A 14,058-nucleotide genomic window follows, 5' to 3' on the forward strand; every position below is an offset into this window, starting at 1 on the left:
AATCTATTTCTAACCCACATAGGGGTGACTAATTGGCTTTTATTATACTGTTGATTCATACAGTGTCTATACCTGTATGAAAATAATTTGTACAAATGTTACTTACCTTCCATTGATAGGTAATCATAAATAACTTGCAGGGCATGGTGCGTGGCTTGTTGGCGTACTTGTGATCTATCACCTGTAAATACATTCGTTTCCACTTTATCCCAGCCGTTTAAAGCCTTCCAAGCAAAACAGACGGTACCAACAGGCTTCTCTTCTGTGCCGCCGCCAGGGCCAGCAATACCACTGATCGACACAGAAATAGTGCCATTTGAATGTTGTAGTGCGCCCTTGACCATTTCTATCACCACAGGTTCACTCACCGCGCCGAACTCAACCAAGGTTTCAAGCTGAACCCCAATCATCTCTTGCTTAGCTTCATTACTGTAAGTAACAAAAGCACGATCAAACCATCCAGAGCTGCCCGCCACATCGGTAACCGCCGTTGCTACACCGCCGCCAGTACAAGATTCAGCGGTCACTAGCACTTGTTTATGTTTTGCCAGTAATGGTCCGAGTTTTTCACTAAGAGCTTGAGTCATCTGCATTATCAACTTCCCTTTATTTACTGTCATATCATTTGGATTCGCATCTTTTCGCATCAGCCGCTTTTCGCACGAAACGCTTTCACGTATCCTAAGCCGCAATAGAAATAAACGAAAGAAGTTAACTGTGAAAGCCGATCAAAAACATACTCCCATGATGCAGCAGTACCTAAAACTAAAAGCAGAAAACCCAGAAATTCTGCTGTTCTACCGCATGGGCGATTTCTACGAGCTTTTCTACGATGACGCTAAAAAAGCTTCTCAACTCCTCGATATTTCACTGACTAAGCGTGGTTCATCAAATGGTGAGCCAATCCCAATGGCCGGCGTCCCATACCATGCCGTTGAGGGGTATCTAGCTAAGTTAGTGCAACTCGGAGAATCCGTAGCAATTTGTGAACAGATTGGTAATCCAGCACTTTCAAAAGGCCCAGTCGAGCGAGCGGTTGTGCGTATCGTGACACCAGGTACCGTAACAGACGAAGCACTGCTTTCTGAACGCGTCGACAATTTGATTGCCGCTATCTACCACCACAATGGCAAGTTTGGTTACGCGACGCTAGACATTACCTCGGGCCGATTCCAACTGTGTGAACCAGAAACCGAAGAAGCAATGGCAGCAGAACTGCAGAGAACTTCTCCGCGTGAGTTGTTGTTCCCTGAAGATTTCGAACCCGTTGATTTAATGGCAAGCCGTACTGGCAATCGTCGTCGTCCGGTATGGGAGTTTGAACTAGATACCGCTAAGCAGCAGTTGAACCAACAATTTGGTACTCGCGACCTTGTGGGTTTTGGCGTTGAAGGCGCAAAACTTGGCTTATGTGCAGCTGGCTGTCTTATTCAGTATGTGAAAGATACCCAACGTACTGCGCTTCCGCATATTCGCTCACTGACAATGGACAAGCAAGATCACTCAGTGATCCTCGATGCTGCAACGCGCCGTAACCTAGAGATCACACAAAACCTTGCCGGTGGAACCGACAACACCCTTGCTGAAGTGCTGGACCACACTGCAACCGCAATGGGTAGTCGTATGCTTAAGCGTTGGTTACATCAACCAATGCGTAATATCTCTGCACTCGATCAGCGCCTAGACGCGATTGGTGAAATGAAAGATTTGGCTCTATTTACTGAGCTGCAGCCAACCCTGAAACAGATCGGCGATATTGAGCGAATCTTAGCTCGCTTAGCACTTCGCTCGGCCCGCCCTCGTGATATGGCGCGACTTCGTCAAGCAATGGAATACCTACCAGAGCTTGCTGAAACACTGACTCAGCTTAAGCACCCATACCTAACTCAACTTGCTCAGTACGCATCTCCTTTGGATGAGGTTTCAGAACTGCTTGAACGTGCAATCAAAGAGAACCCGCCCGTGGTTATCCGTGACGGCGGTGTGATTGCAGAAGGCTACAACGCCGAGCTAGATGAATGGCGTGACCTTGCAGCGGGTGCAACCGAGTTTCTGGATAAGCTTGAGCAAGAAGAGCGTGAACGTCACGGTATCGACACGCTAAAAGTTGGCTACAACAACGTACACGGTTTCTTTATTCAGGTAAGCCGCGGGCAAAGCCACCTTGTACCGCTACACTATGTACGTCGTCAAACGCTGAAGAATGCTGAACGTTACATTATTCCAGAACTGAAAGAGCACGAAGACAAAGTCCTTAACTCTAAATCGAAGGCTTTGGCGATCGAGAAGCAGTTGTGGGAAGAGTTGTTTGATTTACTACTGCCATATCTAGAACGACTACAGAACATCGCATCTTCAGTATCTCAACTTGATGTACTGCAGAACTTAGCTGAGCGCGCAGATACGCTGGATTACTGCCGTCCAACCATGACAGAAGCGGCAGGTGTACAGATCCAAGCGGGTCGTCACCCAGTGGTTGAGCAAGTGATGGACGAACCTTTCATCGCCAACCCTATCGACCTAAACGACAAGCGTAAAATGCTGATCATCACAGGTCCAAACATGGGTGGTAAATCGACTTACATGCGCCAAACTGCACTTATCGCATTGATGGCCCATATCGGTTGTTATGTGCCAGCAGAAAGCGCGACTATTGGCTCTATCGACCGTATCTTTACTCGTATTGGCGCGTCGGATGATCTGGCTTCTGGCCGTTCAACTTTCATGGTTGAGATGACAGAGACCGCTAATATTCTGCACAACGCGACACCAAATAGCCTTGTGTTAATGGACGAAATTGGCCGTGGTACCAGTACTTATGATGGTTTGTCATTGGCTTGGGCAAGCGCGGAATGGCTAGCGAATCAAATCAATGCGATGACACTGTTTGCAACGCACTATTTTGAGCTAACTGAACTGCCAAACCAGCTTCCAACGCTGGCCAACGTCCACTTGGACGCGGTTGAACACGGCGACAGCATTGCTTTTATGCATGCGGTTCAAGAAGGTGCGGCAAGTAAATCTTACGGCCTAGCGGTTGCAGGGTTGGCCGGTGTACCAAAAGCCGTGATCAAGAACGCTCGCGCGAAGCTAACACAACTCGAGGCATTGAGTATTGAGTCTCCGACATCGAAGCCAAGTGGTGTTGATATCGCGAACCAACTGAGCCTGATCCCTGAGCCGAGTGAAGTGGAGCAAGCACTAGCGAATGTTGATCCTGATGATCTAACACCTCGCCAAGCATTAGAAGAACTCTACCGCTTGAAGAAGCTTCTCTAACTTAAGAAGCACTCTAGTTTAAATAGCACTCTAGTTTAAATAACCAAGCGCTGTGGGTTTCTAACTGAAGTCAAAATTAAGCCAGAAGCTAAAACTAAAAAACGCTGACATGAGGTCAGCGTTTTTTATATCGATATCGTGGAATATCGTTTAGTCGTTTTCAACGTTGAACAAGTTTTCCATGTTCAGACCCTGTTTGATCAGAATCTCACGTAGACGGCGAAGACCTTCAACTTGGATTTGACGAACTCGCTCACGAGTCAGGCTGATTTCACGGCCAACTTCTTCTAGCGTTGACGGTTCATAGCCTAGTAGTCCAAATCGACGTGCAAGCACCTCTTTCTGCTTCGGATTCAGTTCATCAAGCCAGAAGATCAGTGAGTTCTTGATATCGCTATCTTGAGTTGAAACCTCAGGATCTGAATTGTTGATGTCTGGAATAATATCCAACAGTGCTTTCTCACCATCACCACCAATTGGCGTATCAACAGAGCTCACTCGTTCGTTTAGACGAAGCATCTTGCTCACATCACCAACTGGCTTATCTAGCTTAGAAGCGATCTCTTCAGCTGTTGGTTCGTGGTCAAGCTTTTGTGATAGTTCTCTTGCCGTACGTAGGTAGATGTTCAGCTCTTTCACAACATGGATTGGCAAACGGATAGTGCGAGTCTGATTCATCAACGCACGTTCAATGGTTTGACGAATCCACCATGTTGCGTAAGTTGAGAAGCGGAAGCCACGCTCTGGGTCAAACTTCTCTACGGCGCGAATCAAGCCTAGGTTGCCTTCTTCGATTAGATCGAGAAGTGCCAAGCCACGGTTGCTATAACGACGAGAAATTTTTACCACCAAACGCAGGTTACTTTCGATCATGCGTTTACGTGCTGCTTCATCACCGCGTAGAGCTCGACGTGCGTAAAGCACTTCTTCTTCTGCGGTTAGTAGTGGTGAGAAACCGATTTCGCCTAGATACAGTTGAGTGGCATCTAAGCTTTTAGACGTAACTTCAACTTCTTCTTTCGCTTCGGTTTTCTTAGTGACTGTTCGTTTTGCTTTTCCAAGAGCTTCCGGTTCCGTGGTTGCTTGGTCAAGATCGAACTCTTCTTTGGTTACTGCATTGCTTATACTCATAACGCCTCCCCCTGGCGAAATTAGCATGACATTACAACTTCATATGTCGCTAAATGACTGTGTCACTCCATACAATACGTAATTTTGCATACTGTATTTAAGGCAAATATCGTTTTGGATTAACTGATTTACCTTGGTAACGAATCTCAAAGTGCAGCCTAACACTGCTGGCTCCAGAGCTTCCCATTGTTGCAATCTTCTGCCCTGGTTTCACACTTTGCCCTTCAGATACTAATAGTCGGTCGTTATGCGCGTATGCACTTAAGTAATTATCATTGTGCTTCACAATCACTAGATTGCCGTAGCCTCGTAGTGCATTACCCGAATAAACAACCGTTCCCCCTGCAGTAGATACTATTGGCTGACCTCGCTGTCCTGCTATGTCTATGCCTTTATTTCCTTGTTCGCCTACAGAGAAATTCTTGATTACTCTCCCTTTAGTTGGCCATAACCATTTGGATACTTTATCACTTGTTGGTTTGGTGGACGGTGTAACATTCTGTTTACCTTTAGAACCAACATACTCCTTTGATTTGGATTGTTCAACCTTCTTTGGTGGATCTTTTTTCGCCACTTTGGTGGTAGTTTGAGCTGGGGCAGGTTTAGAGTTTTTGCTCGGTTGCGATGTGGTTTTAGGTTTACTTGCCGCAGATGACGTTGTCGATGCCGCGACAGGCGCAGCAACTGCTGCTGCCGCTACCGTTGATTTACCATACGCTGGCGCGTTGTAGCTAGGACGCCACAACTTAAGCTTCTGCCCTGGATGGATAGTATAAGGGGCAGACAATTTGTTGTAACTGACGAGGTCATTGACGTCTTTATTGGTCACATAAGCGATGAAATAAAGCGTATCGCCTTTTTTCACTTCATAGTAACTGCCGCGATAACTACCACGATCAATCGATGAGTATTTCTTGTTAAGGCTTGAAACGGGCGCAGGCGAATTCGCTGCACACCCAACAAGGGCACAGCTAAGCAGTAAAGTACTTCCTTTAAACAACTTCGAACGCATCGACTCTCTATCCACCTACACCATTAGTCTTGTTATTAAGCTAGTTCACCAGGAACAAGAGGTACAAATCTCACCATTTCGATAACACTCGACAAAAATTCATCGCCGTGACGAACGATCTTCAACAGTTGTTGTTCATCATCTCCAACCGGAATCAGTAAACGACCACCATCTTTCAACTGTTGCAGAAGCGCTTGAGGAATCGACTCTGCAGCAGCAGTAACAATAATCGCATCAAAAGGCGCCTTTGAAGACCACCCTTGCCAACCATCACCGTGCTTAGTTGAAATATTGTAGAAATCGAGTTGCTTCAACCTACGTTTAGCATCCCATTGTAACGACTTTATTCTTTCAACCGAATAAACATGATCAACAAGCTGAGCCAATACTGCGGTTTGGTAGCCAGAACCGGTACCGATCTCCAAAACGCGACTATCTTGTTGTAACTCAAGCAACTCTGTCATTTTAGCAACAATGTATGGTTGCGAGATGGTTTGCCCCTGTCCGATCGGCAGCGCATTATTATCATAAGCTTGATGGTACATCGCCTGTGATAAAAAGCTCTCTCTCGGCAGTTGGTAAATCGCATCAAGAACCTTTTGGTCTCGGATGCCATTTTCAATCAGAAAAGTAACTAAGCGCTCGGCTTGTGGATTGCTCACTTACTTCTCCCCTAACCATGTTGTCATCGCACCTAACGACTCGTGCGCCGTCAGATCAACTTGTAACGGTGTTACCGATACAAAGCCATGTTCGATTGCGTAAAAATCGGTACCTTCGCCAGCATCTTGCTCTTTACCCGGAGGACCAAGCCAATAGATATCATGACCACGAGGGTCTTTTTGCTTAATCATATCTTCAGCATGGTGACGAGCACCTAAGCGCGTTACTTGAGTACCAGAGAGCTGCTCTAAAGCCAAATCAGGTACATTAACGTTTAACAGGCGATTAGTTGGGATTGGGTTTACTAAATGTTGTTCGACGATACGACGAGCAATCGCTGCCGCTGTCCTAAAATGTTTTTTACCCACCAATGAAAACGCCACCGATTGAACGCCTAAGAAGTGCCCTTCCATTGCGGCTGCGACTGTGCCTGAATAAAGCACATCGTCACCAAGGTTAGCACCGTGATTAATGCCCGTTAAAACCAGATCGGGCATATTGTTCTTGAGCAGTTCATTTAACGCGAAATGCACACAATCAGTCGGCGTGCCTTGTACCGAGTAGGTATTTTCTGCAATTTCTTGAACGCGCAAAGGTTGTTCTAAAGTTAATGAATTTGAAGCACCTGAGCGATTTCGGTCAGGTGCAACAATGATAACTTCAGCAAGATCACGTAATTCATTTGCTAGCTCATGAATACCTTGAGCATGCACACCATCATCGTTGCTGAGTAAAATCTTCATCTTGTATCCTTTCTTTTGTTCCAATGCCAAGTGACTAAATTCCAATATCAAGTGACTTAGCTCCAAGCAGAATCGTTATTGCTCGTAGCTTCTTTCTACGTGTACTTCTTCAACCAATTCGCGAACGATCGCTGTTGCGAAACAACCCGCATCAAGAGAGAACTTAAGCGTGACATTATCTTCGTTCACTTCCCAAGTTAAATCCGTTGGTTTCAGTGACGCTTCACGGCGATCATGGCGCATACGGTTACCACGAATCAGAGCCATTAGATCCGGTTCAGCATCAAGGTGTTTCTGTTCTAGAGCTTGAGACTCATCAGTCGTTGGCAAGGCATTATCGCCAGCCAAAGCAACGGTCATCAAAGCAGATCCGTTCGCGATGTCTTGGTTTACAGCTTCAATGTTGTCAGGCGTTACTGTTAATTGAGCGCCGTCTTTCACCACGATATCGCCAACCAATGCTGATGAAAACGCATCTTGCTCAATACGATCTGAAAGGATTAGGTTGTAAATCCACGAGCGCGCAGCAGAAAGGTACAAGCTGCGTTTATTCTGGTTACGAGTACGAACGTTATCGCGGCCCCAACGACGAGCTTCAGATAAGTTGTTACCTTCATTACCAAAACGCTGAGCACCAAAGTAGTTTGGCACGCCCACTTGAGCAACTTTTTCCAAGCGCTTTACCACATCTTCGCAATCCGTTACTTCAGACAAGGTCAACTCAAATTGGTTGCCAACTAAATCGCCCGGACGTAACTTTTTGTTGTGACGTGCTGTCGCTAGGATTTCGATGCTTGGGTATTGTGCTAAGAACGCTGAAAAGTCAGGCTCACCTTTCGGTAGGTGGACGCTCAACCATTGCTCTGTCACAGCGTGACGGTCTTTCAAACCCGCCCAACTCACGTCTTTCGACTTAACACCGCAAGCTTTAGCCAGCTCATTCGCCACGAAGCTCGTGTTCTCACCCGTTTTACGGATGCGAACCATGAGATGCTCGCCTTCGCCAGTAAATTCAAAACCCAAGTCTTCATTAACGACAAAGTGTTCGGCTTTTGCTTTTAGTTTTGCTTTCGCAGTTGGTTTACCGTTTAGATAAGCCAATGAAGATAAAATATCTGACATGCTGTTCTTTTCGTGTTGGTGCTTACGCACTTTTGGTAATTAGGACCACCGCTTCACATGCGATGCCCTCTTTGCGACCGGTAAAACCTAAACGCTCTGTAGTCGTGGCTTTTACGTTTACCTTACTAATGCTGGTTTCTAAATCTTGTGCAATAGCTTGGCACATAGATTCTATATGAGGCGCCATTTTTGGTGCTTGCGCCATGATAGTAATATCGGCATTACCAATCACGTAGCCTTGTTCTTTTACTCGACGATAAACATCTTTCAATAGCTCACGGCTGTCTGCACCTTTCCACTCATCATCAGTATCTGGGAAATGACGACCAATATCACCCGCAGCAATCGCACCTAATAGAGCGTCACATAACGCATGCAGGGCAACATCACCGTCTGAGTGTGCAATAAGACCTTGTTCATAAGGGACGCTCACGCCACCAATAATTACCGGGCCTTCACCACCAAACTTATGTACATCAAAGCCATGGCCAATACGAATCATCATTATTCCTTATTCTGACTTAAATAGAACTCAGCAAGCGCTAAATCTTCTGGCTGAGTAATCTTAAAATTATCTGAACGCCCAGCGATTAAAGCGGGCGATAAACCTTTCCACTCAAAGGCTGAAGCTTCATCGGTAATCGAAACACCTTGTTGAAGCGCCTCACTTAATGCATTCCACAGAGGCTCTGCTTTAAACATTTGCGGTGTCAGTGCGTGCCATAAATCGGCTCGTTCAACGGTATGCTCAATCTGCCCTTGGGCACCTCGCTTCATCGTGTCACGAACAGGAGCGGCCAAAATAGCCCCGACATCATGGCTCATCGCACCTGAGATCAACTTATCGATATCACCCAACTGAACACAAGGCCTTGCAGCATCGTGCACCATCACCCAATCACCGAGCTGTTGCTCTGCGATGTAATCTAAAGCAGAGAGCACGGAGTCCGCTCTTTCGCTTCCACCAGGGACTCTGATCACTTGTGGGTTCTGATTAAGGGCAAGCTCTGGGTAGTATGGGTCATCATCGCTAATCGCGACGACAATTTGAGAGACTTGTGGGTGAGACAATAATTTCTCAACCGTGTGTTCTAAAATCGTTGTGCCGTTAATCTTAAGATATTGCTTAGGACGGTCGGCCTGCATTCGGCTACCGACGCCCGCCGCAGGTACAACGGCAATCACGCTTTGAAGTTGAGTCGACATTAATGGGATTCCTCACCAATGATGCGATAAAACGTTTCGCCTTCTTTTACCATTCCAAGCTCATGACGAGCACGCTCTTCTATCGCGTCTAAGCCTTGGCGTAGATCGTCGATTTCGGCAAACATCTCGGCATTACGAACATGCAGCTTTTCGTTTACTTGTTGCTGAACTTGGATTTCGTTGTTCACACCGTAGTAATCAGAGATACCATTTTTACCGAGCCACAGTGTGTGTTGTAGCCAGCCAAACACTATGAGCAGTACTAAAGCAAAAATTCGCATAACACCTTTCGCCGGTTGAAAAAGAAGGAACTAGAATAAGGCACATATATACCATAATGAGCTTATTGGTGCGAGATATGTGGTGTAAGGGAATCAATAAGTAGGAGAATTATTGTTGTTCGAAACCTGTAATAAGATTCTCAACACCCTCCTCCATCAATCTCGATAATGGCGAACAAACGACTGCAGACGAAAGCACCGAAGACAGAGTGCCTTTCCTAAGACTCGTGATCCGTCATTCCCAAGAAGGAGGAACGACTGAGTTGGGAATCTATCGAGGCAAACGCAAATAAGAGATCCCCCGATTCCTTCCTTCGTCAGTCTAGGGAATTACGAACTTTAGATGTAACAAGAACGAGCTTTAGAACCTAGAGCTCCTTTCCACCACTTTCTACAGGCAAAAAAAACGCCCTACCGAAGTAGAGCGCTTTCAAAAGCTTTAAGCTAATAATTCGCTAGGAATTATTGACCTTTAACTTCTTTAAGACCGTTGTAAGGAGCTTTAGAACCTAGAGCCTCTTCGATACGGATAAGTTGGTTGTACTTAGCAACACGGTCAGAACGGCTCATAGAACCAGTTTTGATTTGACCTGCAGCTGTACCTACCGCTAGATCAGCGATAGTTGCATCTTCAGTTTCGCCAGAACGGTGAGAGATTACTGCAGTGTAGCCAGCGTCTTTAGCCATCTTGATAGCAGCTAGAGTCTCTGTTAGAGAACCGATTTGGTTGAACTTGATAAGGATAGAGTTAGCTACGCCTTTCTCGATACCTTCAGCAAGAATCTTAGTGTTTGTAACGAACAGATCGTCACCAACGATTTGAAGTTTGTTGCCTAGAAGTTCAGTTTGGTGCTTGAAGCCATCCCAATCTGACTCGTCAAGACCGTCTTCGATAGAAACGATTGGGAAGTTGTTCGCTAGCTCAGCTAGGTAGTGGTTGAACTCTTCAGAAGTGAAAGTTTTACCTTCGCCCTTCATGTTGTAGATGCCAGCTTCTTTGTCGAAGAACTCAGATGCTGCACAGTCCATAGCAAGAGTAACGTCTTTACCTAGTTCGTAACCAGCAGCTGCAACAGCTTCTGCGATAACTTCTAGAGCTTCAGCGTTAGACTTAAGGTTAGGAGCGAAACCACCTTCATCACCAACTGCAGTGCTGTAGCCTTTAGACTTAAGAACTTTAGCTAGGTTGTGGAATACTTCAGCGCCGATACGTAGACCTTCTTTAAGAGTTTTAGCGCCAACTGGTTGGATCATGAACTCTTGGATGTCAACGTTGTTATCTGCGTGCTCACCACCGTTGATGATGTTCATCATTGGTAGAGGCATAGAGAACTGACCAGCAGTACCGTTTAGCTCAGCGATGTGCTCGTATAGAGGCATGCCTTTCGCAGCAGCAGCAGCTTTTGCGTTAGCTAGAGATACAGCTAGGATAGCGTTCGCGCCGAACTTAGACTTGTTATCAGTACCGTCTAGGTCAAGCATGATTTGGTCAACGTCAGCTTGTGCTTTAGCGTCAGTACCAACTAGAGCTTCAGCGATTGGGCCGTTTACAGCTTCAATAGCTTTAAGAACACCTTTACCTAGGAAACGTGATTTGTCGCCGTCACGTAGCTCAAGAGCTTCGCGAGAACCAGTAGATGCGCCCGATGGAGCAGCAGCCATACCTACGAAACCGCCTTCTAGGTGTACTTCAGCTTCTACAGTTGGGTTACCACGTGAATCGATGATTTCACGACCTAGAACTTTAACGATCTTAGACATTGAATGTTTCCTTCTCGTTGAATATATAAATGTCAAATTTAAAGGTAGCAGCACAACTTACGCAGCTACCTGTATTCCTTTTTACTTTTCTAACTCGCCGCGCTGGAACTCACCAGCCGCTTTAACGAAACCTGCAAACAATGGGTGACCATCGCGAGGTGTTGAAGTGAACTCTGGGTGGAATTGAGCAGCAACGAACCATGGGTGGTTCGGGTTCTCGATAACTTCAACCAGTTTCTTGTCCGCAGATAGACCCGATACTTTTAGGCCCGCTTTTTCGATTTGTGGACGAAGATTGTTGTTCACTTCGTAACGGTGACGGTGACGTTCATGGATCGTCGCGCTACCGTATAATTCGTATGCTTTAGTCCCTTTCGCTAGGTGACAAAGCTGTGAACCAAGACGCATCGTGCCGCCTAGGTCAGATGATTCTGTACGCTCTTCAACTTTACCTTCGCCATCAGTCCACTCAGTGATAAGACCAACAACTGGGTACTTAGTTTCAGTACAGAATTCAGAAGAGTGCGCCCCTTCCATTTTAGCAACGTTACGAGCGTACTCGATAAGCGCTACTTGCATACCCAGACAGATACCTAAGTACGGTACTTTGTTTTCACGAGCGTATTGAGCAGCAAGAATCTTACCTTCAACACCACGATCACCAAAACCACCAGGAACTAGGATTGCATCTAGGCCTTCTAAAACTTCTACGCCACGAGACTCAACGTCTTGTGAATCTACGTATTTAATATTAACGCTTAGGCGGTTTTTCAAGCCTGCGTGTTTTAGCGCTTCATTTACTGATTTGTATGCGTCTGGTAGTTCAATGTACTTACCAACCATACCAATCGTCACTTCACCCGTTGGGTTAGCTTCTTCGTAAATTACTTGTTCCCATTCAGACAGATCTGCTTCTGGAGCTGTGATGCCGAAACGCTTACATACAAGTTCATCAGTGCCTTGAGCTTTAATAAGCTGAGGGATCTTGTAGATAGAGTCAACATCGCGCATAGAAATAACTGCATTTTCTTGCACATTACAGAACAGAGCAATTTTCTTACGCTCGTTCGAAGGAATGTTGCGGTCTGAACGACAAACTAGGATGTCTGGCTGAATACCAATAGACAGTAGCTCTTTTACAGAGTGTTGCGTTGGCTTAGTTTTCACTTCGCCCGCAGCTGCTAGGTATGGCACTAGAGTAAGGTGCATGAACATTGCGCGTTCACGGCCTAGTTCTACTGCTAGCTGACGAATCGCTTCCATGAATGGTAGAGATTCGATATCACCAACCGTACCACCAACTTCAACGATCGCGATATCGTGGCCAGCTGCGCCAGAAATAACACGCTCTTTGATAGAGTTAGTGATGTGTGGGATAACCTGAATTGTTGCACCTAGGTAATCACCGCGACGCTCTTTTGCTAGTACGTCTGAGTAAACACGACCTGCAGTGAAGTTGTTACGCTTAGTCATCTTGGTGCGAATGAATCGCTCATAGTGACCAAGGTCAAGGTCTGTTTCAGCGCCATCTTCCGTAACGAACACTTCACCGTGCTGAGTCGGGCTCATAGTGCCTGGATCAACGTTGATGTAAGGGTCAAGCTTCATCATAGTCACTTTAAGACCACGAGCTTCTAAAATAGCCGCAAGAGATGCTGCAGCAATACCTTTACCTAGAGAGGATACAACCCCGCCAGTAACAAAAATGTAATTTGTCGTCATGTTTAACCTGAAATTGGTTGAATGAGGGAAATGGACTACTTCTGGACGGGATGAAAATATACCAGAAGCCCCTTATCGCCACAACGTGAAATCTATCACACTGCTATTTTTTATTTTTTGCTTCAAATCAATTCATGATAAAAGCTTTGGTTATCTTTTCTCCGCCACTTTGACTTCATCCCACATGGAATCAAGCTGTTGTAGTGAAAAATCGGTCAAATTTTTATCTTGCTGACGAACTTTTTGTTCCACCCCTTTAAAGCGACGTGAAAACTTCAGATTGGCTTTGTTCAGCGCCGTTTCTGGATTTTTACCTAAATGTCGCACCAAATTGACCGTCGCAAACAGCAAATCACCCAACTCTTCTTCAACCAAATCTTCGTTAGGTGTGACTTGAAGCGCCTCTTCCAGCACCTCGTCAACTTCCTCTAAAACCTTATCCGCTACTGGGCCAATTGAGTCCCAGTCAAAGCCAAATTTCGCGACCTGCTTTTGAATCTTTGTAGCACGCGAAAGCGCAGGTAGAGAGTTTGGTATTGAGTCTAGAATACTTTCTTGAGTTTTGCCTGCTTGTGCTTTTTCTTTGGCTTTTTCCGCTTCCCAGTTAGCATTGATTTCTTCATCACTGGCAAACTCGGTATCAGAGAACACATGCGGGTGACGTCGTGTTAACTTCTCATTAATGCCGTCAACCACATCAGAGAACTCAAAAAGCCCCTGCTCTTTCGCTAACTGACTATAGAAGATCACCTGAAACAGCAAGTCACCCAACTCTTCTTGTAGGTTCGGCCAATCTTTGTTGTGAATCGCATCCACTACTTCGTAGGTCTCTTCGATAGTATGCGGGACAATTGTTTCAAAATTTTGTTTTAAATCCCAAGGACAGCCACCTTCTGGATCGCGCAGCTTAGCCATGATCTGTTCAAGTTGTTCAATCGGGTGATTCATCGTTTTCTTCCTATAACTGTCTTTGATTTTTAAATTTATAACGTCTTCTAAAACTAAAAAAGGTGAGCAGCCAAAACCACTCACCTTTCTATTTTTCTTGTTAAACCAACGCGTCATTCAATGCATTGTTCGGTTTTTACTAAGTAATTGGTTCTTCTAACAAGGCAACAAACTTACGAGACTTCTGAGC

General features: G+C 45.6%; 13 protein-coding genes. 1 reads left to right on the top strand and 12 read right to left on the bottom strand.

All coding sequences use genetic code 11. The annotated features are described in order from the left end of the window. Positions 1-98: 98 nt before the first annotated feature. Positions 99-593: a nicotinamide-nucleotide amidase gene (gene pncC / locus L0992_13475; GenBank protein XGB66711.1), complete on the bottom strand. Its 495-nt coding sequence runs from the start codon at positions 591-593 to the stop codon at positions 99-101. 124 nt (positions 594-717) lie between these two features. Here pncC and mutS point away from each other — a divergent pair, with 124 nt between their 5' ends. Further along, positions 718-3,279: a DNA mismatch repair protein MutS gene (gene mutS, locus L0992_13480; protein XGB66712.1), complete on the top strand. Its 2,562-nt coding sequence runs from the start codon at positions 718-720 to the stop codon at positions 3,277-3,279. 150 nt (positions 3,280-3,429) lie between these two features. Here mutS and rpoS read toward each other — a convergent pair whose 3' ends face one another. The 11 genes from rpoS to mazG all read right to left on the bottom strand — a co-directional run bounded on the left by rpoS (position 3,430) and on the right by mazG (position 13,868). Next, positions 3,430-4,410, bottom strand: a complete 981-nt coding sequence (gene rpoS / locus L0992_13485; protein ID XGB66713.1) for an RNA polymerase sigma factor RpoS — start codon at positions 4,408-4,410, stop codon at positions 3,430-3,432. 97 nt (positions 4,411-4,507) lie between these two features. Continuing rightward, complete coding sequence (gene nlpD, locus L0992_13490; protein ID XGB66714.1) at positions 4,508-5,422, bottom strand: murein hydrolase activator NlpD; 915 nt, start codon at positions 5,420-5,422, stop codon at positions 4,508-4,510. Positions 5,423-5,457: 35 nt separating this feature from the next. Beyond that, a complete protein-coding gene (locus tag L0992_13495) occupies positions 5,458-6,084 on the bottom strand; it encodes a protein-L-isoaspartate(D-aspartate) O-methyltransferase (protein XGB66715.1) in 627 nt (208 codons plus the stop codon). Further along, positions 6,085-6,828: a 5'/3'-nucleotidase SurE gene (surE, locus tag L0992_13500; protein XGB66716.1), complete on the bottom strand. Its 744-nt coding sequence runs from the start codon at positions 6,826-6,828 to the stop codon at positions 6,085-6,087. 75 nt (positions 6,829-6,903) lie between these two features. Further along, entirely contained in the window at positions 6,904-7,950 is a 1,047-nt protein-coding gene (gene truD / locus L0992_13505; GenBank protein ID XGB66717.1) for a tRNA pseudouridine(13) synthase TruD, read from the bottom strand. A 22-nt stretch (positions 7,951-7,972) separates the two neighbouring features. Next, entirely contained in the window at positions 7,973-8,452 is a 480-nt protein-coding gene (ispF, locus tag L0992_13510; GenBank protein XGB68737.1) for a 2-C-methyl-D-erythritol 2,4-cyclodiphosphate synthase, read from the bottom strand. A 2-nt stretch (positions 8,453-8,454) separates the two neighbouring features. Further along, the gene (gene ispD / locus L0992_13515; protein ID XGB66718.1) at positions 8,455-9,156 is read right to left on the bottom strand and encodes a 2-C-methyl-D-erythritol 4-phosphate cytidylyltransferase; all 702 of its coding nucleotides are present in this window, start codon (positions 9,154-9,156) and stop codon (positions 8,455-8,457) included. After that, complete coding sequence (gene ftsB, locus L0992_13520) at positions 9,156-9,437, bottom strand: cell division protein FtsB (GenBank protein XGB66719.1); 282 nt, start codon at positions 9,435-9,437, stop codon at positions 9,156-9,158. The genes ispD and ftsB overlap by 1 nt, the downstream gene beginning before the upstream one ends. A gap of 462 nt (positions 9,438-9,899) precedes the next feature. After that, positions 9,900-11,198, bottom strand: a complete 1,299-nt coding sequence (eno, locus tag L0992_13525) for a phosphopyruvate hydratase (protein XGB66720.1) — start codon at positions 11,196-11,198, stop codon at positions 9,900-9,902. A gap of 81 nt (positions 11,199-11,279) precedes the next feature. Further along, positions 11,280-12,920 carry a CTP synthase gene (locus tag L0992_13530; protein XGB66721.1) on the bottom strand — a complete coding sequence of 547 codons (1,641 nt, stop codon included), beginning with the start codon at positions 12,918-12,920 and terminating at the stop codon, positions 11,280-11,282. 150 nt (positions 12,921-13,070) lie between these two features. Then, positions 13,071-13,868 (bottom strand): nucleoside triphosphate pyrophosphohydrolase, encoded by a 798-nt coding sequence (gene mazG / locus L0992_13535; GenBank protein XGB68738.1) that lies wholly within the window; start codon positions 13,866-13,868, stop codon positions 13,071-13,073. Positions 13,869-14,058 lie beyond the last annotated feature (190 nt).

This window comes from Vibrio pomeroyi (assembly GCA_041879425.1).
Lineage (GTDB): Bacteria > Pseudomonadota > Gammaproteobacteria > Enterobacterales > Vibrionaceae > Vibrio > Vibrio pomeroyi_A.

Excerpts from the sequence above, each read along its gene's own strand:
- ispD (XGB66718.1), bottom strand. The coding sequence starts at position 9,156 with ATGTCGACTCAACTTCAAAGCGTGATTGCCGTTGTACCTGCGGCGGGC.
- ftsB (XGB66719.1), bottom strand. The coding sequence starts at position 9,437 with ATGCGAATTTTTGCTTTAGTACTGCTCATAGTGTTTGGCTGGCTACAA.
- pncC (XGB66711.1), bottom strand. The coding sequence starts at position 593 with ATGCAGATGACTCAAGCTCTTAGTGAAAAACTCGGACCATTACTGGCA.
- L0992_13530 (XGB66721.1), bottom strand. The coding sequence starts at position 12,920 with ATGACGACAAATTACATTTTTGTTACTGGCGGGGTTGTATCCTCTCTA.
- mazG (XGB68738.1), bottom strand. The coding sequence starts at position 13,868 with ATGAATCACCCGATTGAACAACTTGAACAGATCATGGCTAAGCTGCGC.
- rpoS (XGB66713.1), bottom strand. The coding sequence starts at position 4,410 with ATGAGTATAAGCAATGCAGTAACCAAAGAAGAGTTCGATCTTGACCAA.
- eno (XGB66720.1), bottom strand. The coding sequence starts at position 11,198 with ATGTCTAAGATCGTTAAAGTTCTAGGTCGTGAAATCATCGATTCACGT.
- truD (XGB66717.1), bottom strand. The coding sequence starts at position 7,950 with ATGTCAGATATTTTATCTTCATTGGCTTATCTAAACGGTAAACCAACT.
- ispF (XGB68737.1), bottom strand. The coding sequence starts at position 8,452 with ATGATTCGTATTGGCCATGGCTTTGATGTACATAAGTTTGGTGGTGAA.
- nlpD (XGB66714.1), bottom strand. The coding sequence starts at position 5,422 with ATGCGTTCGAAGTTGTTTAAAGGAAGTACTTTACTGCTTAGCTGTGCC.
- surE (XGB66716.1), bottom strand. The coding sequence starts at position 6,828 with ATGAAGATTTTACTCAGCAACGATGATGGTGTGCATGCTCAAGGTATT.